The sequence below is a fragment of the Micromonospora sp. NPDC023869 genome (assembly GCF_055559695.1).
Genome location: NZ_JBVHKD010000019.1, coordinates 22,181 through 43,286, shown reverse-complemented (window position 1 = coordinate 43,286; position 21,106 = coordinate 22,181). Strand labels below are relative to the sequence as shown.

Sequence of the window (21,106 nt, the reverse complement as noted above, 5' to 3'; positions counted from 1 at the left end):
CACCCGCCGCCGGGCGTACCCCGCAGGACGCCGAGCCGCGTCTGACCGCTGTCGGCCGGCGGAGCCGAGGCGGTGGGCGGCGCAGCCGTACCGTCCGGCGGATCGCCCTCAACGGCGCCGGCCTGCTGGTGGCGATCTTCGCCGCCTTCCCGGTCTACTGGATGATCACCACCTCGCTCAAGCCGAGCAGTGAGATCTTCGCCAGCACGCCGCGCCCGCTGCCGGCCGAGCCGACGCTGGCGCACTACCGCCAGATCCTTACCGGGAACCTGATCCCCGGGGTCAGCTACACCGACTTCTTCCTCAACAGCCTGCTGGTCGTGGTGGCCACGGTGCTGCTGAGCGGCCTGGTGGCCCTGCTCGCCGCCACCGCCGTGGCCCGGTTCCGCTTCACCCTCCGGACCAGCTTCCTGATCATGCTGCTGGTGGTGCAGATGATCCCGCTGGAGGCGCTGGTCATCCCGCTGTTCCTGATGATCCAGCGGCTCGGCCTCTACAACACCCTGCCCAGCCTGATCCTCACCTACCTGGGCTTCTCGCTGCCCTTCGCGATCTGGATGCTGCGCGGGTTCGTCGCCGCCGTACCCAAGGAACTGGAGGAGGCCGCGGCGATCGACGGCGCCAACCGGGCGCAGATCTTCCGCCGGATCCTGTTCCCGCTGGTGGCGCCGGGCCTGGTCGCGACCAGCATCTTCTCCTTCATCGTCGCGTGGAACGAGCTGATCTTCGCGTTGACCTTCATCAACCGGCAGGACCGCTACACCTTGCCGGTGGCGATGACCTTCTTCTTCGGGCGCGACGAGACCGCCTGGGGGCCGGTGATGGCCGCCTCCACGCTGTTCACCCTGCCGGTGATCATCTTCTTCCTGTTGGTGCAGCGGCGGATGGTCTCCGGCCTGGTGGCCGGCGCGGTCAAGGGATGAGCCGGTCGTAGGCTGGCCGGTATGACGGGGAAACTGATCTCGGTGAACCTCGCGGTGGTCACCGAGGCGGCCTGGGCCGGTGACGCCAGCGGACGCAGCGGCATCGACAAGCGGCCGGCCGCCGAGCGGGTGACCGTACGCGCCGACGAGGTCGTCGGTGACTTCATCGGCGAACGGGCCCACCACGGTGGTCCCGACCAGGCGGTGTACGCGTACGCCACGGAGGACGCGCAGTGGTGGGCGGCGGAGTTGGGGCGGGACGTGCCGCCGGGGCGCTTCGGCGAGAACCTGAGCACGCTCGGGGTGGACGTGACCGACGCGGTGATCGGGGAGCGGTGGGCGATCGGGTCCGCGCTGTTGCAGGTGACCAAGCCGCGTACGCCCTGCCGGACGTTCGCCGGGTTCTGGGGCGTACCGGACCTGATCAAGCGGTTCACCGTATGCGCGGCGCCCGGGGCGTACCTGCGGGTGCTGCGGGCCGGGACGGTGGGTGCCGGCGACCCGGTCGAGGTGGTGGACCGGCCGGCGCACGGGGTGACCATCGGTGAGGTGTTCCGGGCGCTGAGCCTGGAGCCCGCGCTGCTGCCCCGGCTGCTGGACGCCGACGACCTGCCCGAGTCGACCCGTGCCAAGGTGCACCGACGCCTGCGTACGCCCACCGGCTGACCGCCGCCGAGCGCCGCTGCGCGCCGAACGCGCTTGCGGTGCGGCCGAACGCGCTGCGGAGCGCGCCGGACGTGCTGCGGTGCGGCTGGATGTTAGGAAGGGTCCCCTGCTATGCACCAGGCGTTAGCAGGGGACCCTTCCTTACATCAGGTCAGCGGAGCCAGGGGATGTTGCGGTTGAGCTGACCGCGCTCCTTGAGCTCCTTGCGCAGCGGGATCTCGTCGTCGATGTAGCCGTCCCAGTTGATGCCCCAGTAGTTCGCGGTGTGGGTGCCCTCACCGCAGAGCTGGCGCTGCACCGGCGTGCGGTTGTTCCACCACTCGCCGTTCTGGTCGATGTGCAGCTCGTCCAGCGGGCGGATCCACCGGTAGGTGTAGCCCACGAAGAGCATCTTGCGGGTGATCGTCGACAGGTTCGTCGACCGCGAGTGCCACTGGCGGCGGTCGAAGATGAACGCGTCACCCGGGTTGGCGGTGATCTCGACGGTGCCCTCCGGGTCCGGGTTGTGCACCGTGGTGTCCGCCGGACGGGGCAGCGAGTTCCACAGGTGGCTGCCCGGGATCACCTTGGTCGCGCCGCGACCGTTCTCCGACAGGTCGGAGAGCACGTAGGCGACCTTCAGCGAGAACATCGGCCGAGGCAGGTTCGGGTCCATCGTCTCCGGGTCGGAGTTCTGCCGGTACCCGTCCTGGTGCCACCCCCAGTACGGCTTCTCCGGCTCCAGCGCCGGCGGGGTGACGTCGAGGTGGTTGTGGTGCGAGTAGATGTTCCACCCGGCCAGACCCCACATGTACGGGAAGGCGATCGGGTGGGTGAGCAGTTCACCGAAGAGCTCGTCGCGCTCGAGGAAGCCGAGCAGGTGCAGGGTGCCGTCCTTGGTGGTCTTGCCCTTGGCCTTCTCCTCCTCGTACACCCGGTCGACCGCGGCCTCGAGAGCGGCCCGGTGGTCCTCGGTCAGGACGTTGCGCAGCAGGAGGAAGCCCTGCTCGTGGAACTCCTTGCGATCGACGTCGCTGATCGGTTCGTAGCCGGTCCGGTCGCCGTAGTCGAATGCCACGTCGTACCCCTCCCCAAGAGGTGAAACCAATTTCGGGCACAGGCCGCCGATCGTAACTCTCGTCGACACGCCCCGGGGAGTGCCCCGGGGCCTTCACGTCGCCATCGCGACCGACGGCGGCGGATCAACTGCGGAGAGTCACGAATGATCGCAACAGGCGGGGGATAAGGGCGGATAGCCGGTTTTCGCGGTGACTGCGGGTAAGGAGATCGAGGTCTTTCAGACGTCGGCGTGGACCTCGGCGAAGACCTGGGAGTCGCTTCGGTCCTGCTCCGGCAGTCGCTTCCAGGTGCCGCGCTTGGCGGTCCACTCCCGGCCGTCGAAGGTGACCCGCTTCACCCCGTGCTCCTTGGCGTGCGAGACCATCCAGTGGGCGTACCGCCAGCCGGCGCGCTCGCCGTCGGCGGACGTGGTCAGCCCGACGGGGCTCTCCACGAAGTCGCTCAGCCCCCAGTCGAGCGTCAGCCCCTCGGCCAGCTTCGCGATCGCCGCCGCGCCGCGCAGCGCCGGATCGCCCCCCACCGTGCAGGTGACCGCCGTGGTGGCGTCGCCGAGCAGCGCCCGGGTCAGCACCTCCGACTCGTCGGCCCACTTCTCGTACGCCTCCGGGAAGGCGGAGCGCTGCACCTTCTGGGCGGCGTCGGTGACCCGCATGTCCTCCCAGCCGCGCACCTTCTTCAGCGCCGCGTAGAACTTCCGGGACGCGTACCGGGGGTCGCCGATCTGCTCGGGTGTGCCCCAGCCCTGGCTCGGCCGCTGCTGGAACAGCCCCACCGAGTCGCGGTCGCCGCCGGCCAGATTGCGCAGCCCGGACTCCTGGTACGCGGTGGCCAGCGCCACCACCACCGCCCGCTCCGGCATCTTGCGCTGGGCACCGATCGCCGCGATCGTCGCCGCGTTGGCCATCTGCTGCGAGTCCAGCGTCACCTCACCGTCGGCCTGCACCGTGCACGCCCGGCCGGCGAACGGCAGCCGCAACTGCTCACCGACCTGCCGCAGACCGAGGACGATCCCGATCACGGCGATCAGCACGAGGACCACGAAACCCGTCACGACTGCCCGAGTCCGCACCCACACCTCCCGGTATCAAGGTCCGCCAAGCGTACGTCCCGCGTCGACCGGTACGAGCGCTCCGACCGGTTTCCCCCGTCGTCGGTGCCTGATGAGGTTCCCCGGGGCGGCCCTTCCTCACCTGTCGAGTTCGGCGACCCATCGGGGCGGGCGCTTCTCCCGGAACGCGGTGACCCCCTCGATGCCGTCGCCGGACAGGAAGTAGCCGGTGGAGAGCGCGGACAGCTCCGCCAGCTCGGCGCGCAGGTCGGTGCCGGCCGGGCGGCGCAGCAGGTCCTTCGCACCGGCCAGCGCCGTCGGGGCGCCACGCACCAGCGAGTCGAGGTAGCGCCCGACCGTGGCGTCCAGCTCGTCGCCGGGCACCGCCGTGGTGACCAGGCCGATCTCGGCGGCCCGTCGGCCGTCGAAGGTGTCGCCGGTCAGGTACAGCTCGGCGGCGGCCCGAGGGAGCAGCCGGGGCAGCACCGTCGCCGAGATCACCGCCGGGATCACCCCGATCCGGACCTCGGTGAAGGCGAAGGTGGCCTCCGCCGCGCAGACCGCCAGGTCGGCCGCGGCGATCAGGCCCAGGCCGCCGGCCCGTGCCGGACCGGCCACCCGGGCCAGCACCGGCTTCGGGCACTCCCGGACCGCCGCGAGCACGTCACCGAGCATCCCGGCGGGCACGGTGCCGCTGGCGTACGCCGCCGCCGTCTCCTTCAGGTCCGCCCCGGAACAGAAGACCGGGCCGGTGTGGTCCAGCACGATCACCCGGACCGCGTCGTCGTCGACCGCGGCAGCCAGCCCGGCCAGCAGTTCGGTCATCAACGGGGTGGAGAGCGCGTTGCGGTTGTGCGGGCTGTCCAGGGTGAGGGTGGTCACCCCGTGGGCCGTGGCGACCCGCACGAACGCGTCGGGAGAGGTCATGTGAGGGCACACTAGTGGCCATGCCCGGCCTCCTTCCAGCAGGCGAACCCGTACCCGCCGACGGGTCGCTGCCCGCCTCCGCCCGCGCCCGCGTCGGGCACCAGGGCTTCGGCGTGTACGTGCACGTGCCGTTCTGCGCCAGCCGCTGCGGTTACTGCGACTTCAACACGTACACCGCCGACGAGTTGGGCGGCGGCGCGAGTCGGGAGGGGTACGCCGACACGGTGCTCGCCGAGCTGGCACTCGCCGCGCGGGTGCTGGGCGAGACGCCGCCGGGCCGGGTGGAGACCGTTTTCGTCGGCGGCGGCACCCCCACCCTGCTGCCCGCCGACGACCTGGCCCGCATCCTCGACGCGATCGACCGCACCTGGGGGCTGGCCGCCGACGCCGAGGTGACCACCGAGGCCAACCCGGAGTCGGTCGATCCGGTCTCGCTCAAGGAACTGCGGGCAGCCGGCTACACCCGGATCTCGCTCGGCATGCAGTCGGCCACGCCCGGGGTGCTCGCCGTGCTCGACCGCCGGCACCGGGCCGGTCGCGCACCGGCCGCCGCACTGGAGGCGCGCGACGCCGGGTTCGCGCACGTCAACCTGGACCTGATCTATGGGACGCCGGGGGAGCGGACGGAGGACTTCGCCGAGTCGCTGGCCCAGGTGGTGGCGGCGGGCGTCGACCACGTCAGCGCGTACGCCCTGATCGTCGAGGACGGCACCCGGCTGGCCGCGCGGATGCGACGCGGCGAGCTGCCGTACCCGGACGACGACGTCGCCGCGGAGCGTTACCTGGCCGCCGAGGCCGCTCTCGACGCGGCCGGTTTCTCCTGGTACGAGGTGTCCAACTGGGCGCGGACACCGGCCGCCCGGTGCCGGCACAACCTGCTGTACTGGACCGGCGGCGACTGGTGGGGCCTCGGCCCGGGCGCGCACAGCCACGTCGGTGGCGTGCGCTGGTGGAACGTGAAGCACCCCCGCGAGTACGCGAGCCGGCTCGCCGCCGGTGAGTCTCCCGGGATGGCCCGGGAGGTGCTCACCGACGGCGAGGCACACATGGAGGACGTCATGCTCCGGCTGCGGCTCGCGTCCGGGCTGCCGCTGGACGTCCTCGACGAGGCCGGTCGGGCGGCCGCCGCACGGGCGGTGGCGCAGGGCCTGCTCGCCGCGCCGGCCCACGCGGCCGGCCGCGCCGTCCTCACGGTGCGCGGCCGGCTGCTCGCCGACGCCGTGGTGCGTGACCTGCTGCCCTGACAAGCGCCTCCGAGGTCAGCGCTTCACGAAGGCGTAGGTCATCGGGTAGCGGTAGAGGGCGCCCTCGTTGGCCTTGACCCCGGCGATGATGCCGAAGATCACCGGCACGATCCAGACCAGGAAAGGCACGAAGAAGAGCAGGCCGCAGGTGATCGCGGTGAGCACCCAACTGAGCAACCCGGCGATCGCCCAGGTGATCTGGAAGTTCACGGCGGCCACCGAGTGTGCCCGGACCACCGGGCTCTGCTGGCCTCGGGTCATCATCGCGATCAGCGGTGCGACCCAGCCCAGCAGACCCCCACCCACGATCACCCCGAGCGGGCCACCGAAGTGGGCGATCAGCGTCCAGGTCTTGTCCTCGTTGTTGGCGTAGCCGCCGCCGGGAGGACCGTAACCACCCGTCGGGTACCCGACACCGGGTGCGCCACCCGGCGGGTACTCGCCCGGCGGGGGATAGCCACCCGGCGGCGGGTAGCCACCTGACGGCGGATAGTCACCGGGCGGGCCGTAACCACCGGGCGGCGGGGGCTGGTCGCCGGTGGGCGGCGGATAGTCGCCGGGCGGGGGATAGCCGGGCTGGCCGGAGGAGCCCGACAGTGGGGAAGTGGGGTCGTCGCCGGACCCTGGAGGACGAGGTGGTTCAGTCATGTGGTCACGGTAGGTGCCAGCGGCAACGGACGCACCATAGCGACACCGGGGCGTGTCAACCCGTCGGCCGGTTTCCGCCACCACCGGGACGACTTGATCATCGCGGGCACGGGAACCCCGACGTAGACTGGCACTCGCTACAGTCGAGTGCCAGAGTGTTCCTCTGGCACTCTGGGCGCTCCGGGCTGACCTGCGACAGGAGGTGGGAGGATGGGTCTCGACGACCGGAAACTCGCCGTGCTCCGGGCGATCGTCGAGGACTACGTCGCCACCCAGGAGCCGGTCGGCAGCAAGGCGCTCGTGGAACGGCACCAACTCGGTGTGTCCCCGGCCACCGTACGCAACGACATGGCCGTGCTGGAGGAGGAGGGCTACATCCGCCAGCCGCACACCAGTGCCGGACGGGTGCCCACCGATCGCGGCTACCGCCTCTTCGTCGACCGGCTCAGTCGGGTCAAGCCGCTCAGCCCGGCCGAACGCCGGGCGATCGAACGGTTCCTGGTCGGCGCGGTGGACCTCGACGACGTGGTGCACCGGACCGTACGCCTGCTCGCGCAACTGACCCGCCAGGTCGCCGTGGTGCAGTACCCGAGCCTGGCCCGCTCCACCGTCCGGCACCTGGAACTCGTGCCGATCTCCACCACCCGGCTGACGCTGGTGATGATCGCCGACACCGGCCGGGTGGAGCAGCGGCTTGTCGAACTGCCCGCGCCGGTCCCCGCCGACGACGTCCTGGACCTGCGCCGACTGGTCAACGAGAAGCTGGTCGGCACCCGCCTGTCCGACACGCCACCGCTGGTGCAGACACTCATCGACGAGTGCGCACCGCACCTGCGGGCGGCCATGACCACGCTCTCCACCGTCCTGCTGGAGACCCTCGTCGAACGGCACGAGGAGCGGCTCGCCCTGGCCGGCACCGCCAACCTGGCCCGGGGTGGCCTGCTCGACTTCCAGGGGTCGCTGCGCCCCATCCTCGAAGCGCTCGAGGAGGAGGTGGTGCTGCTCAAGCTCATCGGCGAGGTCGAACCGAGCACGCTGCGGGTCCGCATCGGCGACGAGAACCAGATCGACAACCTGCGGGCGGCGTCCGTGGTCAGCACCGGATACGGCCCGGGCGCGACCATCGTCGGGGGGATGGGCGTGCTGGGACCGACCCGGATGGACTACCCCGGAACAATCGCCACGGTGAGGGCCGTGGCACGCTACGTGGGCGAGCTGCTGGCCCAGAACTGACCAGTCAGGGCCGACGGCAGGCTGCCGCCACCGACCGGCGTAACGCGAGACGAACACGAGGACACGGAACCCAGTGGCCAGGGACTACTACGGCATTCTCGGCGTGAGCCGAGGGGCCTCCGACGACGAGATCAAGCGCGCCTACCGCAAGCTGGCGCGCCAGTTCCACCCGGACGTGAATCCGGACCCGGAGGCCCAGGAGAAGTTCAAGGACATCAACGCCGCGTACGAGGTGTTGTCCGACGACCGGAAACGGCAGATCGTCGATCTCGGTGGCGATCCGCTCGCCCCGGGCGGCGGCGGTGCCGGTGGACCGGGCGGCCCCGGTGGCGCCGGACCCTTCGTCGGCTTCCAGGACATCATGGACGCCTTCTTCGGCGGGGCCACCGGCGCCGGGCGTGGCCCGCGACCGCGTACCCGGCCCGGGGCCGACGCGATCCTGCGGCTGGAACTCGACCTGCAGGAGACCGCCTTCGGGGTCGAGGCCCCGATCACGGTCGACACCGCGGTGCTCTGCACCACCTGCACCGGGGCCGGCACGGCGGCCGGCACCCACCTGGCCACCTGCGAGGCGTGTGGTGGCCGGGGCGAGGTGCAGTCGGTGCAGCGCACCTTCCTCGGCCAGGTGGTCTCCGCCCGACCGTGCACGGTCTGCCAGGGCTACGGCACCACCATCCCGCACCCCTGCCCGACCTGTGCCGGTGACGGCCGGGTCCGGACCCGCCGCTCGCTGACCGTGAAGATCCCGGCCGGCGTCGAGGACGGGATGCGGATCCGCCTGGCGCAGCAGGGCGAGGTCGGCCCGGGCGGCGGCACCGCCGGTGACCTGTACGTGGAGATCCACGAGCGGCCGCACGACGTCTTCTCCCGCAAGGGCGACGACCTGCACTGCCGGGTCACCGTGCCGATGACCGCCGCCGCGCTCGGCACCCGGCTGACCATCAAGACGCTGGACAGTGAGGAGCCGGTCGACGTCAAACCGGGCACCCAGCCGGGCAGCACGCTGCGGCTACGGGCCCGGGGCGTACCGCACCTGCGCGGTGCCGGTCGGGGCGACCTCTACGTCCACCTCGACGTGCGTACCCCGACCAAGCTCGACGCCGACCAGGAGCGGATGCTGCGGGAGTTCGCCGTGACCCGGGGCGAGGAGGTCGCCGAGCTCAGCAAGCAGGGCGGCTTCTTCTCCCGGATGCGCGACGCCTTCAACGGTCACGCCTGAGGTGTCCGCACCGCTCTTCCTGGTCGAGTCGCTGCCCACGGGCGACTCGACGGTGCTCGACGGGCCGGAGGGCCATCACGCGGCCACCGTGCAGCGGCTCCGGGTCGGCGAGGAACTGCTGCTCGCCGACGGTCGGGGCGGCACCGCCGACGCCGTGGTCACCGCCGTCGGCCGAGGCACGCTCGACCTGGACATCACCGGTCGCGGGTACGTCGACGCGGCGAACCCGCGACTGGTGGTGGTGCAGGGCATCGCCAAGGGTGACCGGGGCGAGTTGGCCGTGCAGGCGATGACCGAGACGGGCGTGGACGAGATCGTGCCCTGGGCGGCGTCCCGCTCGGTGGTGCAGTGGCGCGGCGAACGAGGCGTACGCGCCCGGGGCAAGTGGGTGGCGACCGCCCGGGAGGCGGCCAAGCAGGCCCGCCGGGCGTGGCTGCCGGTGGTGGCCGGCGCCCCGGACGAGTCAAGCGCGTCGGTGGCCCGCCGGATCGCCGGTGCCGCCGCCGGCTACGTGCTGCACGAGGAGGCGAGCGACCGGCTGACCACCGTCGAGCTGCCCGACCGGGGCGAGATCGTGCTGGTGGTCGGCCCGGAAGGCGGCATCGGCCCGGCCGAGCTGACCTCCTTCCAGGAGGCCGGCGCGCAGCCGGTCCGACTCGGCCCGTCGGTGCTGCGTACCTCCACGGCCGGGGTGGCCGCCCTGGCCGTACTCGCCACCCGCCTGCTGCGCTGGTGACCGTCAAACCGGCCGGGGGTATGCGCCTCGGCCCCTTTGCTCTGCTTCAACGGACGCAACGGTTTGTGGTCGGACGCGGCACTCTCCGGCCGGGGATCTCTAGGTGCGCAGGTAGGAGGCGCCGTTGAGGTCCACGATGGTGCCAGAGGCCCACTCCGCCTCGGGGCTGGCCAACCAGTGCACCGCCGCCGCGATTTCCTCGGGGCGGGCCACCCGGTCGAACGGGCTCTGTGCCCGGACCGCGTCGCCGCGCGGCGACTTCAGGTGCTCGTTGGTCATGTCGGTCGCCACGAAACCGGGCGCGACCGTGGCGACCGCGATGCCGTACGGCGCCAGCGCCACCGCGAGCGACTGGGCCATCGCGTTGAGCCCGGCCTTGCTGGCGCCGTACGCCGGGTTGGCGGGCTCGCCCCGGAACGCGCCACGCGACGAGACGTTGACGATGCGCCCACCGCCCGAGCGCATGTGCTGGGCCGCGCACCAGGCGGCGTTGGCGGCGCCGAGCAGGTTGGTGTCGAGGACCTCGCGCCACCGTCGCTGCCACTGCTCGTAGCTGCTCTCGAAGACCGGGTGCGGTGGATCGGCCGGGCCGAACACCCCGGCGTTGTTGACGAGTACGTCGAGCCCGCCGAGTCGTTCCGCCGCCTCGTCCACCATCGCCCGTACCGCGTCGGGGTCGGCCAGGTCGGCGCGGACCACCAGATGGCCGTCGCCGGGAAGCTCGGCCCGCAACGCCTCGGCCAGTTCCGCCGAGTCGCGGTGGTGGATCGCCACCCGGTCGCCGGAGGCGGCGAACGCCGTGACCACCGCCCGCCCGATGCCGCGTGAACCACCCGTGACCAGTACCGCCCGCCCTGCCATGCGCGCCATCCTGCCGCACCCGCCCGGATGTGAGGAAGGGACCCTTCCTATACACGAGGCGTTAGCAGGGGACCCTTCCTTACACTGCCCCGGTGAGTACTCCTGACTGCCTGTTCTGCCGGATCGTCGCCGGGGAGATCCCGGCCACCGTGGTCCGTGAGACCCCCACCACGCTCGCCTTCCGCGACATCGACCCGAAGGCGCCGGTGCACGTCCTGATCGTTCCCAAGGAGCACTACGCCGACGTGGCCACCCTGGCCGCCGGCGACCCGGCGCTGGCCGGTGAGGTGCTGGCCACGGCCGCCGCGGTGGCCGAGGACGAGGGGCTGCTCGGGGACGGCTTCCGGCTGATGTTCAACACCGGGGCGTACGGCGGCCAGGAGGTCTTCCACGTGCACGCGCACCTGTTGGGCGGTGCGCCGCTCGGGCCGATGCTGGCCCGGAGCGTGGCGTGACCACAGCCGCCACCGGTCGGCTCGACCGGATGGTGCGGCAGGTCCAGGCACGGGGACGGGTGCCGGCCCTGGCGGCGGCGGTGCACCGGGCCGACCGCCCGCTGTGGACCTGCGCGGTCGGCGGCACCGGCAACGACACCGCGCTGGACGCGGACACCCGGTTCCGCATCGGGTCGGTGACCAAGACCTTCACCGCCGTGCTCGCCCTCCAGTGCCGCGACGACGGCCTGCTCGACCTGGACGATCCGCTGGACCGGCATCTGGACCTGCCGGCCCACGGCGAGCTGACCGTGCGTCGGTTGCTGTCGCACACCGCCGGCCTGCAACGGGAGCCGTACGGCGACGTCTGGGACACGTTGCGGGCACCGGACGCCGACCGGCTGGTCGCCGAGTTGGCCCGGGCGGAGCGGGTGCTGCCGCCGGGCCGTCGCTACCACTACTCGAACCTGGGGATGGCCCTGCTCGGTCGGCTGGTCGGCCAGGTGCGGGGCGGGACCTGGGCCGAGGTGCTGACCGAGCGGGTACTCGTCCCGCTGGGGCTGACCGCGACCACGGTCGACCCGGGGCCCCGCGCGGCGACCGGGTTCCTGGTCGACGCGTACTCCGACGAGGCGCGTCCGGAGCCGCCGACCGACTTCGGCGCGGTCGGCCCCGCCGCGCAGCTGTGGAGCACCGCCGGTGACATGGCCCGCTGGGCGGCCTTCCTGGCCGATCCGGTGGCGTTGGATCCGACCGGCGCGGTGCTCGCGCCGGCCACGCTCGAACAGATGCGCTGGCCGGTGACGGTCACCGACGAGACGTCGTGGTCCGGCGGTTTCGGCCTGGGCCTGCTCCTGCTGCCGCAGGGCCAGCGGGTGGTGCACGTCGGGCACGACGGCGCGATGCCCGGGTTCCTCGCCGGGGTGTACGGCCGGCGGGGCGGCGAGGACGCTCCCGCCGCGTTCGGCGCCGCCGTGCTGGGTTCCTCCGGTACCGCCGTGGACGTGCTGGAGCTGCCGCACCGGCTGCTCGCCGCCTCGGTCGAGCACGACCCGGCCGACATCGTGCCGTGGCAGCCGGGCACACCGGCTCCGGAGCACCTGCGCGGGCTGCTCGGTCGCTGGTGGGGCGAGGGTTTCGAGTACGTCTTCGGCTGGCACGACGGTGCCCTGCAGGCCCGGGGTGCCGGTGACCCGTCGGAGAAGCCGCCGGCGGTCTTCGCGCCGGTGCCGGAGCAGCCGGACGTGTTCCGGACGGTCTCCGGCCGGGAGGTCGGCGAACTGCTCCGGCTGACCCGGGACTCCGTCGGCGAGGTGGTCCGGATGCACTGGGCGACCTACCGGTTCACCCGACGGCAGGAGACCTTCGACAGGTACGACTTCCGGGCCGGAAGCTGAGGAGTTTTGTCTACTTGTGCACCAGTCGTCGGATGGCGCGGCGGTCGCTCGCCGTCGCCCGTGTGAGCAGGCGCACCGAGGGGCCACGCCCGGCCGTTGCCGGGGGAAATGGGCGGCGTGTCCGCGCCGTTGAACCGATACGATGGAGCCAACATCCGCACGCCGTGGCAGCAGGCCCGGCGCCGAGATCGAGAGCAGGTGGCGCAGGGCCCCTCGGCCCGACCTATGACCGGCACCCCACCTCCCGGCCCGCCCAGGGTGCAGACCAAGATCACGGTCCCCGACTCGAAGATCATGGTCAACCTGCTCGGCGCGGGTGACGAGATCCTGCGACTGGTCGAGCGCTCCGTGAACAGTGACGTGCACGTACGCGGCAACGAAATCACGATCACCGGTGCCCCCGCCGACAACGCTCTCGCCGAGCGGATCTTCAGCGAACTCCTCGAACTGATCGAGAAAGGCGAGACCCTGACCACAGACGCCGTCCGGCGTACCGTCGGCATGCTCGAACAGGGCGGCGCGGAGCGGCCCGCAGAGGTCCTGACGCTCAACATCCTGTCCCGGCGCGGGCGGACCATCCGTCCCAAGACGCTCGGGCAGAAGCGCTACGTCGACGCGATCGACGGGCACACCATCGTCTTCGGCATCGGCCCGGCCGGCACCGGCAAGACCTACCTCGCCATGGCGAAGGCGGTCCAGGCGTTGCAGGCCAAGCAGGTCAACCGGATCATCCTGACCCGACCGGCGGTCGAGGCGGGGGAGCGGCTGGGCTTCCTGCCCGGCACGCTCAACGAGAAGATCGACCCCTACCTGCGTCCGCTCTACGACGCGCTGCACGACATGCTGGACCCGGAGACCATCCCGAAGCTGATGGCGGCGGGCACCATCGAGGTCGCCCCGCTGGCATACATGAGAGGTAGAACGCTCAACGACGCGTTCATCATTCTCGACGAGGCGCAGAACACCACGCCCGAGCAGATGAAGATGTTCCTCACCCGACTCGGATTCGGCTCCAAGATCGTGGTGACCGGTGACGTCACCCAGGTGGACCTGCCCGGCGGGACGACCAGCGGGCTGCGCGTGGTCCGGGAGATCCTGGAAGGCGTCCAGGACGTGCACTTCGCGCAGCTCTCCAGCGCCGACGTGGTGCGGCACCGACTGGTCGGTGAGATCGTCGACGCGTACGCCCGGTGGGACGCCGAGCGCGAGAACCAGCAGGCCCAGGGCGTGCACGCGGTGGCCGGGCGCACTGCCCAGGGCAACCGCGCCGGCCGGCGCCGCTAGACCGAGGGAAGACAGTTGTCCATCGAGATCGCCAACGAGTCCGGTGTCGAGGTCGACACCGACGCCGTACTCGCCGTCGCCCGGCACGCGCTCGACGAGATGGGGGTCAACCCCCTCGCCGAGCTCTCCGTGCTGCTGGTCGACATCGACTACATGACCGAGCTGAACCATCGCTGGATGGGCGGCGACGGTCCCACCGATGTGCTCGCGTTCCCCATGGACGAGGGCAGCGTCGACCACGGGCCGGGGGAGAACGCCGCCGCCGGTGGCGAGCCGGCCCTGCTCGGTGACATCGTGCTCTGCCCGGAGGTGGCGGCGAAACAGGCCGCGACCGCCGGGCACGGCGCCGCCGACGAGCTGCACCTGCTCACCGTGCACGGCGTGCTGCACCTGCTCGGCTACGACCACGCGGAGCCGGAGGAGGAGCGGGAGATGTTCGGGCTCCAGGCCCGGCTGCTGTCCAGTTGGCGGTCGACCCGCTCCCGGTGATGGACACTGTGCTGGCCGCGCCCGCCACCGGCCTACCCGATCTGCAACTGCTCGTCTTCGCGGCCGGGCTGGTGGTGCTCGCCGGCCTGATCGCGATGACCGAGGCGGCCCTGGCCGCGGTCTCCCCGGCCCGCGCCGCCGAACTGGCCCGCGACGGAGCCCGGGGAGCCCGTACGCTCCAGGCGGTCGCCGGTGACGTGGTCCGTCACCTGAACCTCCTGCTGCTGCTCCGGCTGCTCGCCGAGCTGACCGCCACCACGCTGGTGGCGCTGGTCGCGGTGGACACCTTCGGCGCGGGCTGGCGGGCGGCACTGATCACCGCCGGGGCGATGACCGTGGTCAGCTTCGTGGTGGTCGGCGTCGGTCCGCGTACCCTCGGCCGGCAGCACGCGTACGCGGTGGGCCGCTCGGCCGCGCCGCTGGTGCGCTGGCTGGGCCGGGTGCTCAACCCGCTCGCGTCGCTGCTGATCCTGATCGGCAACGCGGTGACGCCCGGGCGCGGCTTCCGCGAGGGACCGTTCGCCACCCAGGTCGAGCTGCGCGAACTGGTCGACCTCGCCGAGCAGCGGGGTGTGGTGGAGCACGGCGAACGGCAGATGATCCACTCGGTCTTCGCCCTCGGTGACACCATCGCCCGCGAGGTGATGGTGCCGCGTACCGAGATGGTGTGGATCGAGTCGGGCAAGAACCTGTCCCAGGCGCTCGCGTTGTTCCTGCGCTCCGGCTTCTCCCGGATCCCGGTGATCGGCGAGAGCGTCGACGACGTGCTCGGCATCCTCTATCTCAAGGACCTGATCCGGCGTACCCAGGGCGGGGCCGCCGAGGACGCGCAGCTCCCGGTGGCCGAGCTGATGCGGCCGGCGACCTTCGTGCCGGAGTCCAAGCCCGTCGACGACCTGCTCTCCGAGATGCAGGCCGCCCGCAACCACCTGGTCATCGTGGTCGACGAGTACGGCGGCACCGGTGGTCTGGTCACCATCGAGGACATCCTCGAAGAGATCGTCGGTGAGATCACCGACGAGTACGACGTCGAGCGCCCGCCGATCGAGCAGTTGCCGGACGGCGCGGTGCGGGTCACCGCCCGGCTGCCGGTGGAGGCGCTCGGCGAGCTGTTCGACACCGAGCTGCCACACGACGAGGTCGAGACGGTGGGCGGTCTGCTCGCCCAGTCCCTCGGCCGGGTGCCGATCCCCGGCGCCGAGGCGGAGGTGTCCGGCCTGCGGCTGATCGCCGAGGGCACCACCGGCCGCCGCAACCGGATCGACACGGTGCTGGTGCACCGGGTCGAGCCGTCCGACACGCAGGAGAACCCGGGTGGCGAGGCGACGGCCTCCCGGGGCGACACCGACCGATCCGAGGAGAGGCTACCCGCCGATGCCTGAGTCACCCGCCGTACCGGCCGCCCTGCCCGCCGAGGCCGAACTGAGCGCCGAGGACGGCAAGCTGGTCATCCTCGCCCGGGGTGCCCGGGGTCGGGTGGGTGCCGTGGAGGGCGCGGCCGTCCGGGACCAGGACGGTCGCACGTACGCGGCGGCGAGCGTGTCGTTGCCCTCGCTGACCATCACCGCGCTCCAGTTGGCGGTCGCCTCGGCGGCTGCGGCGGGTGCCACCCGGCTGGAGGCCGCCGTGGTGGTGACCGAGGCGTCCACCCTGGACGGCGCCGGCTACGCGGCCGTACGTGATCTGGCCGCCGACGCCCCGGTCCACCTCGCTGCTCCCGACGGCACGGTCCTCGGCACGGTGACCGCATGAGCGAGCGGAGTGCCGGCATGAGCGAGCGGAGTGAGCGAATCATCAGGTGCAGTGTGGTGGTGCCTCATGGCGGCGCGGAGCGTAGCGGAGTGCCGGCATGAGCGAGCGGGACTATCGGGCCGGGTTCGCCTGTTTCGTGGGGCGGCCGAACGCCGGCAAGTCCACGCTGACCAACGCGATCGTCGGCCAGAAGATCGCCATCACCTCGAACAAGCCGCAGACCACCCGACACGTCATCCGCGCGGTGCTGCACCGGCCGGACTCGCAGTTGGTGCTGGTCGACACGCCGGGCCTGCACCGGCCGCGTACGTTGCTCGGGGAGCGGCTCAACGACCTGGTGCGGCAGACCTGGAGCGAGGTCGACGTGATCGGCCTGTGCATCCCGGCCGACGAGCCGGTCGGTCGTGGTGACCGGTTCATCACCGGGGAGCTGGCCGAGCTGAAGGCGACCGTGCTGGCGGTGGTCACCAAGACCGACCTGGTCGACAAGAAGCGGCTGGCCGAGCAACTGCTGGCCGTCAGTGAGCTGGGCGAGTTCGCGGAGGTGGTGCCGGTCAGCGCGGTCTCCGGGCACCAGGTGGACACCCTGGTCGAGGTGATGACGGGTTATCTCCCCGAGTCTCCGCAGCTCTATCCGGACGACATGCTCACCGACGACCCGGAGCAGGTGCTGGTCGCCGAGCTGATCCGGGAGGCGGCGCTGGAGGGCGTACGCGACGAGCTGCCGCACTCCATCGCCGTGGTGGTCGAGGAGATGATCCCCGAGGGCCGCCTGATGAAGATCTACGCCGACGTGTACGTCGAGCGGTCGAGCCAGAAGGCGATCGTGATCGGGCATCGGGGCGCGCGACTCAAGGCGGTGGGCACCGCCGCGCGGCGGCAGATCGAGGAGCTGTTGGGCACCAAGATCTATCTCGACCTGCACGTCCGGGTGGCCAAGGACTGGCAGCGCGATCCGAAGCAGTTGCGCAAGCTCGGTTTCTGACGGCTCCGACGCGTACCGGACGAAATGGACGACGAGCGCCTGAGTGTCTGATCGGTACCGGTCAGGCATATGGGAAGTTTCACTATACCGCTGGGTAGTTGGTCGTTTCCGCGGCGCGCATCGGAGGGTAGGGAGGGTATGCCTCTGCCCCCGGACATAGATGCAGGCTGATGCGAAACCGTTACCTTGACCTGTTGCGTGCACTGGCCATCGTGCGGGTCGTCGTCTACCACGTCACCGGCTGGGCGTCGCTGACCGTGCTGTTCCCGGCGATGTCGGTGATGTTCGCGATGGCCGGGTCGCTGATGGCCGCCACGTTGTACCGGGTCGGCCCGTCGGCGGTGGGGCGGCGGCTGCGGCGACTGCTTCCGTCGCTCTGGGTGGTCGCCGCCATCTTCGTACCGGCGATGCTGCTCACCGGGCTGCCGCTGACCCCGAAGGTGTTGTTCTGGCTGTTCCCGGTCGTCGACCCACCGGCGAACTACTGGGGGGCGCTGGCGCTGAGCCCGATCTGGTACCTACGGGACTACCTCTGGTTCGTGCTCGCCTCGCCGATCGCCATCTGGCTGTTCCGGCGGTTCCCGCTGCCCACCCTGCTCGCCCCCTACTTCCTGCTGATCTCCATCGAGTTCGGCATCTATCAGAACCCGCACGGCGTGCTGCGCGAGTTCGGCCTCTACTTCGGCGCGTGGCTGCTGGGCTTCGCCCACCAGGCGGGCATGCTGCGCCGGATGACGAACCGGGTGCTGGTGCCGGTCGTCCTGACGCTCGCGGCGACCGGCGGCGCCTGGATCCTGGCCAATCCGGGTCCGCGCGGCTACGACCTGAACGACATCCCGCTCGGCAACGCCCTCTGGTCGGCCGCGTTCATCCTGGTAGCGCTCGGCCGGGCACCGTCGGCCGCCGCCTGGGTGGACCGCAACGAGCTGATCGGGCGCGCGGTCACCGTGCTGAACCGGCGGGCGCTGACCGTCTATCTCTGGCACATGGCCTTCGTGGTCGCACTCACGCCGCTGGTGGACGTGGTCGGCTGGTCGCACCAGAACCTGCTGGGTCAGGCCATCCGGGTGGTGTTGGTCTTCGCCCTGGTGGGCGTGGTGACCGCCGCGTTCGGCTGGGTCGAGGACGTGGCGGCGCAGCGCCCGCCGGAGCTGATCCCCGGTGGGCGTCCGCCGTCGGCCCGTCCGCAGGCCGCACCACGTCGGCCGGTGGGCGGCCTGATCCCGGACGGGCGTCCGGGACCCGATGGCGAGATGCTGCGGATCGATCGCGGGCGTCCGGGACCCGGTGGGGACAGACCGGCCGATGGCGGCCGTCCCGGATCCGGCGGGGAGGTGCCGACCGATGGCGGCCGGACCGGCGGGGAGGAGCCGGTCGGCGCCGGCCGCGCCGCCGGTCGGGTCGCCCAGCGGCGGGAGGAGTCCGTCCCGGAGCAGCGAGGGCGCAGCGGCGACGTCAGCGGGACGTGACGGCGAGGTCGCCGCTACCGGTCGCGACGTCGAGCACGAGCTTCGCGGTGGGGTCGTGCGGTACGCCGAGGTCGGCCGAGCCCGAACCGACCGTCGAGAACACCTGGTAGGCGCCGGCCGGCACGGTCAACTCGACGTGACCGCTGGACGCGTGCGCGCGGGCGGGGGCGGGTCGGTTCAGCTCCACGGTGACGTTGCCGGACCGGGCCTCCGCGTCCACCTCGCCACCGAGCCGGTTCGCGGTGATGTTGCCGGAGCCGCTGCGTAGCACCACCGGCTCGGTCACGTCGTACACCTCGATGTTGCCGGAGCCGGTCTCCACCCGGACCGGGCCGGCGGCGCCGGCCACCCGGACGTCGCCGGAGCCGACGGTGACCTCTACCGTGCCGACCCGGCTCAGGTCGACCTCGCCGGAGCCGGTCTCGCCCCGCACACTGACCCCCTCGCCGGTGGTGACCTCGTAGGAGACGCTGCACCGGTTGCCGCAGGAGGTGTCCAGCACCAGTTCCGTGCCGGTGATCTCGTACGACGTGCGCGGCTGGTTGCCCTGGTAGCGCACCACGCGCTTGATGCGGACGCCGTCCACTCCGCCGTCGGCGCGGACCACCACGTCACCGGCGCCGGGCAGGAGCCGGATCGCGGTGATCCGGGTGGACTCGGTGTTGTCGAAGTCCAGCCGGCCGAAGGAGAGGTTGTCACACCCGGCGAGGACGATCAGGGCGGTGGCCGCGACCGCCGCCACGAATCCTCGGCGGGCGGTGCTGCCCCGACGGGTGGAGCCGCCCCGGCGGGTGGAGGCGATCCGGCGGGAGGTGGCGGCCGGGTGTGGCGTGGCGGTCCGGCGCGCCGGGGTGGTCGGGTGCAGAGCCATGTCGAGCACGCTACGTCCGGTGCCGCCCGGCGCACATCGGGGTAAGACGGCCCGCCTACCCCGAGCGAACCCTGAGATCCGACCCGGTGCAGACCCGCACTCCGAGCGGGAGGGAGCGGGGAGGGAGAATGACGCGATGGCCGGGTACCGCCGACAGCTCTACCGCGACGACGCGGTGGTGCTGCGTGTGCAGAAACTCGGCGAGTCGGACCGGATCATCACCCTGCTCACCCGGCGGCACGGCCGGCTGCGCGCGGTCGCCCGAGGGGTACGCCGCACCACCTCGAAGTTCGGTGCCCGGCTGGAGCCCTTCGGCCACGTCGACCTGCAACTCGCCGGTGACCCCAAGGGCGAGCTGGGCAGTTCGCTGCACAGCGTCAGCCAGGTCGAGGGGATCGACCTGTACGGCAAGCGGTTCCTCGGTGACTACCCCCGCTACACGGCGGCCAGCGCCATCGCCGAGACCGCCGAACGCCTCACCCCGGTGGAGCGGGAGCCGTCGCTGCGGCTGTTCCAGCTCACCCTGGGCGCGCTGAAGGCACTGGCCGAGGGCAGCCACGCGACGACGCTGGTGCTCGACGCGTATCTGCTGCGCGGGATGGCGCTGGCCGGTTGGGCACCGGCACTGACCGCCTGCGCGGTCTGCGGCACCCCCGGGCAGCACCGGGCCTTCTCCGTACCGGCCGGAGGCGCGGTCTGCCCGGACTGCCGCCCGCCCGGCGCGGCCCATCCCGCACCGGCCACCATCGACCTGATGTCCGCCCTGACCACCGGTGACTGGCGGATCGCCGACGCCACCGAGACCGGCGTACGCCGGGAGTGCAGCGGCCTGGTCGCGGCGCACCTGCAGTGGCACCTGGAGCGCGCGCTACGCTCGCTGCCGCTGGTGGACCGGGGCGGCCCGGCCACCGGCACGGTCCGACCCGGTGGCGGACGCGCCGGGGCGGCCCCGCCGCGCGACCCGGCCGGCGAGGGCTGACGCCCGACCGGGCGTCGATGGAGTCGAGCAGGGAGAGCCGAGTGATCCGATCCACCAGGGCCGTCCGGCGCGCGCCGGTGCCGCCGACGCCGCACCCGTCGGGCGCCCGACCTCCGACGCTGCCGTCGGAGGCGGTGCCCCGGCACGTCGCCGTGGTGATGGACGGCAACGGCCGCTGGGCCAAGGAGCGCGGGCTGCCCCGCACCAAGGGCCACGAGGCGGGGGAGTTCTCCCTCTTCGACACCGTCGAGGGCGCCATCGAGCTGGGCATCCCCTACCTGTCGGCGTACGCCTTCTCCACCGAGAACTGGCGGCGCTCGCCGGACGAGGTGCGCTTCCTGATGGGCTTCAACCGGGACGTCATCCGCCGCCGCCGGGACCAACTCGTCGACCTCGGGGTCCGGGTGGTCTGGTCGGGCCGGTCCGGGCGGCTGTGGAAGAGCGTCATCTCCGAGTTGCAGACCGCCGAGGAGATGTCCCGGGAGAACTCGACGCTGACGCTCCAGTTCTGCGTCAACTACGGCGGGCAGGCGGAGATCGCCGACGCGGCCGCCGCGATCGCCCGGGACGTGGCCGCGGGCCGGCTGGACCCGGGCAAGGTCAATGAGAAGACCATCGAGCGCTATCTCTACCATCCCGAGGTGCCCGAGGTGGACCTGTTCCTGCGACCCTCCGGCGAGCAGCGCACCTCGAACTTCATGCTCTGGCAGAGCGCGTACGCGGAGCTGGTCTTCCTGGACACGCTCTGGCCCGACTTCGACCGCCGCCACCTCTGGTACGCCTGCGAGCTGTACGCCCAGCGGGACCGCCGCTTCGGCGGCGCGCTGCCCAACCCGGTGGCCCCGACCGTGTGACGCTTAGCGACCGGTCGGACTGGGTATC

The 21,106-nt window shown here is 71.9% G+C and carries 22 protein-coding genes; 16 read left to right on the top strand and 6 right to left on the bottom strand.

Annotated features, from left to right (window positions below; genetic code table 11):
- Positions 1 to 41 precede the first annotated feature (41 nt).
- Together ACZ31C_RS31280 and ACZ31C_RS31275 are read left to right on the top strand one after the other, a co-directional pair.
- On the top strand, positions 42 to 923 hold the full coding sequence (locus ACZ31C_RS31280) for a carbohydrate ABC transporter permease (RefSeq protein WP_465798375.1): 882 nt from the start codon (positions 42 to 44) through the stop codon (positions 921 to 923).
- Between the two features lie 21 nt (positions 924 to 944).
- Complete coding sequence (locus tag ACZ31C_RS31275) at positions 945 to 1,589, top strand: MOSC domain-containing protein (protein WP_465798342.1); 645 nt, start codon at positions 945 to 947, stop codon at positions 1,587 to 1,589.
- Positions 1,590 to 1,740: 151 nt separating this feature from the next.
- On the opposite strand, the gene ACZ31C_RS31270 is transcribed toward ACZ31C_RS31275, so the two are convergent.
- The 3 genes from ACZ31C_RS31270 to ACZ31C_RS31260 all read right to left on the bottom strand — a co-directional run bounded on the left by ACZ31C_RS31270 (position 1,741) and on the right by ACZ31C_RS31260 (position 4,623).
- Positions 1,741 to 2,646, bottom strand: a complete 906-nt coding sequence (locus ACZ31C_RS31270; protein ID WP_350699757.1) for a phytanoyl-CoA dioxygenase family protein — start codon at positions 2,644 to 2,646, stop codon at positions 1,741 to 1,743.
- Positions 2,647 to 2,865: 219 nt separating this feature from the next.
- Positions 2,866 to 3,723, bottom strand: a complete 858-nt coding sequence (locus ACZ31C_RS31265; RefSeq protein WP_465798341.1) for a hypothetical protein — start codon at positions 3,721 to 3,723, stop codon at positions 2,866 to 2,868.
- Positions 3,724 to 3,834: 111 nt separating this feature from the next.
- Entirely contained in the window at positions 3,835 to 4,623 is a 789-nt protein-coding gene (locus ACZ31C_RS31260) for an enoyl-CoA hydratase-related protein (protein WP_465798340.1), read from the bottom strand.
- A 20-nt stretch (positions 4,624 to 4,643) separates the two neighbouring features.
- On the opposite strand from ACZ31C_RS31260, the gene hemW reads away from it, so the two are divergent.
- Positions 4,644 to 5,867, top strand: coding sequence for a radical SAM family heme chaperone HemW (gene hemW / locus ACZ31C_RS31255; protein ID WP_465798339.1), 1,224 nt, complete (start codon positions 4,644 to 4,646; stop codon positions 5,865 to 5,867).
- Positions 5,868 to 5,882: 15 nt separating this feature from the next.
- On the opposite strand, the gene ACZ31C_RS31250 is transcribed toward hemW, so the two are convergent.
- A complete protein-coding gene (locus ACZ31C_RS31250; RefSeq protein ID WP_465798338.1) occupies positions 5,883 to 6,515 on the bottom strand; it encodes a DUF4870 domain-containing protein in 633 nt (210 codons plus the stop codon).
- Positions 6,516 to 6,725: 210 nt separating this feature from the next.
- On the opposite strand from ACZ31C_RS31250, the gene hrcA reads away from it, so the two are divergent.
- From hrcA to ACZ31C_RS31235, 3 genes are all read left to right on the top strand, one after another.
- Positions 6,726 to 7,748, top strand: a complete 1,023-nt coding sequence (gene hrcA / locus ACZ31C_RS31245; RefSeq protein WP_131053813.1) for a heat-inducible transcriptional repressor HrcA — start codon at positions 6,726 to 6,728, stop codon at positions 7,746 to 7,748.
- Between the two features lie 73 nt (positions 7,749 to 7,821).
- A complete protein-coding gene (dnaJ, locus tag ACZ31C_RS31240) occupies positions 7,822 to 8,967 on the top strand; it encodes a molecular chaperone DnaJ (RefSeq protein WP_131053814.1) in 1,146 nt (381 codons plus the stop codon).
- 1 nt (position 8,968) lies between these two features.
- The gene (locus tag ACZ31C_RS31235; RefSeq protein WP_396751111.1) at positions 8,969 to 9,703 is read left to right on the top strand and encodes a 16S rRNA (uracil(1498)-N(3))-methyltransferase; all 735 of its coding nucleotides are present in this window, start codon (positions 8,969 to 8,971) and stop codon (positions 9,701 to 9,703) included.
- Positions 9,704 to 9,802: 99 nt separating this feature from the next.
- On the opposite strand, the gene ACZ31C_RS31230 is transcribed toward ACZ31C_RS31235, so the two are convergent.
- A complete protein-coding gene (locus tag ACZ31C_RS31230; protein WP_465798337.1) occupies positions 9,803 to 10,564 on the bottom strand; it encodes an SDR family NAD(P)-dependent oxidoreductase in 762 nt (253 codons plus the stop codon).
- 92 nt (positions 10,565 to 10,656) lie between these two features.
- Between ACZ31C_RS31230 and ACZ31C_RS31225 the strand changes: the two genes are divergently transcribed.
- The 8 genes from ACZ31C_RS31225 to ACZ31C_RS31190 all read left to right on the top strand — a co-directional run bounded on the left by ACZ31C_RS31225 (position 10,657) and on the right by ACZ31C_RS31190 (position 18,374).
- Positions 10,657 to 11,019: a histidine triad nucleotide-binding protein gene (locus tag ACZ31C_RS31225; protein ID WP_465798336.1), complete on the top strand. Its 363-nt coding sequence runs from the start codon at positions 10,657 to 10,659 to the stop codon at positions 11,017 to 11,019.
- Positions 11,020 to 11,048: 29 nt separating this feature from the next.
- The gene (locus tag ACZ31C_RS31220) at positions 11,049 to 12,395 is read left to right on the top strand and encodes a serine hydrolase domain-containing protein (RefSeq protein WP_465798374.1); all 1,347 of its coding nucleotides are present in this window, start codon (positions 11,049 to 11,051) and stop codon (positions 12,393 to 12,395) included.
- 225 nt (positions 12,396 to 12,620) lie between these two features.
- The gene (locus ACZ31C_RS31215; protein ID WP_465798335.1) at positions 12,621 to 13,679 is read left to right on the top strand and encodes a PhoH family protein; all 1,059 of its coding nucleotides are present in this window, start codon (positions 12,621 to 12,623) and stop codon (positions 13,677 to 13,679) included.
- Between the two features lie 15 nt (positions 13,680 to 13,694).
- A complete protein-coding gene (gene ybeY, locus ACZ31C_RS31210) occupies positions 13,695 to 14,168 on the top strand; it encodes an rRNA maturation RNase YbeY (RefSeq protein ID WP_131053820.1) in 474 nt (157 codons plus the stop codon).
- The gene (locus tag ACZ31C_RS31205; RefSeq protein ID WP_396751118.1) at positions 14,144 to 15,550 is read left to right on the top strand and encodes a hemolysin family protein; all 1,407 of its coding nucleotides are present in this window, start codon (positions 14,144 to 14,146) and stop codon (positions 15,548 to 15,550) included. Before ybeY ends, ACZ31C_RS31205 begins: the two co-directional genes overlap by 25 nt.
- A complete protein-coding gene (locus ACZ31C_RS31200) occupies positions 15,543 to 15,920 on the top strand; it encodes a cytidine deaminase (RefSeq protein ID WP_465798334.1) in 378 nt (125 codons plus the stop codon). Before ACZ31C_RS31205 ends, ACZ31C_RS31200 begins: the two co-directional genes overlap by 8 nt.
- A 97-nt stretch (positions 15,921 to 16,017) precedes the next feature.
- The gene (era, locus tag ACZ31C_RS31195) at positions 16,018 to 16,905 is read left to right on the top strand and encodes a GTPase Era (protein WP_350699776.1); all 888 of its coding nucleotides are present in this window, start codon (positions 16,018 to 16,020) and stop codon (positions 16,903 to 16,905) included.
- Positions 16,906 to 17,075: 170 nt separating this feature from the next.
- Entirely contained in the window at positions 17,076 to 18,374 is a 1,299-nt protein-coding gene (locus ACZ31C_RS31190) for an acyltransferase family protein (RefSeq protein ID WP_465798333.1), read from the top strand.
- Here ACZ31C_RS31190 and ACZ31C_RS31185 read toward each other — a convergent pair.
- Positions 18,361 to 19,245 carry a DUF4097 family beta strand repeat-containing protein gene (locus ACZ31C_RS31185; RefSeq protein WP_465798332.1) on the bottom strand — a complete coding sequence of 295 codons (885 nt, stop codon included), beginning with the start codon at positions 19,243 to 19,245 and terminating at the stop codon, positions 18,361 to 18,363. The genes ACZ31C_RS31190 and ACZ31C_RS31185 overlap by 14 nt on opposite strands.
- A gap of 136 nt (positions 19,246 to 19,381) precedes the next feature.
- On the opposite strand from ACZ31C_RS31185, the gene recO reads away from it, so the two are divergent.
- Complete coding sequence (recO, locus tag ACZ31C_RS31180; protein WP_465798331.1) at positions 19,382 to 20,224, top strand: DNA repair protein RecO; 843 nt, start codon at positions 19,382 to 19,384, stop codon at positions 20,222 to 20,224.
- Positions 20,225 to 20,301: 77 nt separating this feature from the next.
- Positions 20,302 to 21,078: an isoprenyl transferase gene (locus tag ACZ31C_RS31175; RefSeq protein WP_465798373.1), complete on the top strand. Its 777-nt coding sequence runs from the start codon at positions 20,302 to 20,304 to the stop codon at positions 21,076 to 21,078.
- Positions 21,079 to 21,106 lie beyond the last annotated feature (28 nt).

Bases quoted from the DNA above. Each gene is read 5' to 3' on its own strand.
- ACZ31C_RS31275 (WP_465798342.1), top strand. From the start codon at position 945: ATGACGGGGAAACTGATCTCGGTGAACCTCGCGGTGGTCACCGAGGCG.
- ACZ31C_RS31260 (WP_465798340.1), bottom strand. From the start codon at position 4,623: ATGACCTCTCCCGACGCGTTCGTGCGGGTCGCCACGGCCCACGGGGTG.
- hemW (WP_465798339.1), top strand. From the start codon at position 4,644: ATGCCCGGCCTCCTTCCAGCAGGCGAACCCGTACCCGCCGACGGGTCG.
- ACZ31C_RS31250 (WP_465798338.1), bottom strand. From the start codon at position 6,515: ATGACTGAACCACCTCGTCCTCCAGGGTCCGGCGACGACCCCACTTCC.
- hrcA (WP_131053813.1), top strand. From the start codon at position 6,726: ATGGGTCTCGACGACCGGAAACTCGCCGTGCTCCGGGCGATCGTCGAG.
- ACZ31C_RS31230 (WP_465798337.1), bottom strand. From the start codon at position 10,564: ATGGCAGGGCGGGCGGTACTGGTCACGGGTGGTTCACGCGGCATCGGG.
- ACZ31C_RS31220 (WP_465798374.1), top strand. From the start codon at position 11,049: ATGGTGCGGCAGGTCCAGGCACGGGGACGGGTGCCGGCCCTGGCGGCG.
- ACZ31C_RS31215 (WP_465798335.1), top strand. From the start codon at position 12,621: ATGACCGGCACCCCACCTCCCGGCCCGCCCAGGGTGCAGACCAAGATC.
- ACZ31C_RS31200 (WP_465798334.1), top strand. From the start codon at position 15,543: ATGCCTGAGTCACCCGCCGTACCGGCCGCCCTGCCCGCCGAGGCCGAA.
- era (WP_350699776.1), top strand. From the start codon at position 16,018: ATGAGCGAGCGGGACTATCGGGCCGGGTTCGCCTGTTTCGTGGGGCGG.
- ACZ31C_RS31190 (WP_465798333.1), top strand. From the start codon at position 17,076: ATGCGAAACCGTTACCTTGACCTGTTGCGTGCACTGGCCATCGTGCGG.
- ACZ31C_RS31185 (WP_465798332.1), bottom strand. From the start codon at position 19,245: ATGGCTCTGCACCCGACCACCCCGGCGCGCCGGACCGCCACGCCACAC.
- recO (WP_465798331.1), top strand. From the start codon at position 19,382: ATGGCCGGGTACCGCCGACAGCTCTACCGCGACGACGCGGTGGTGCTG.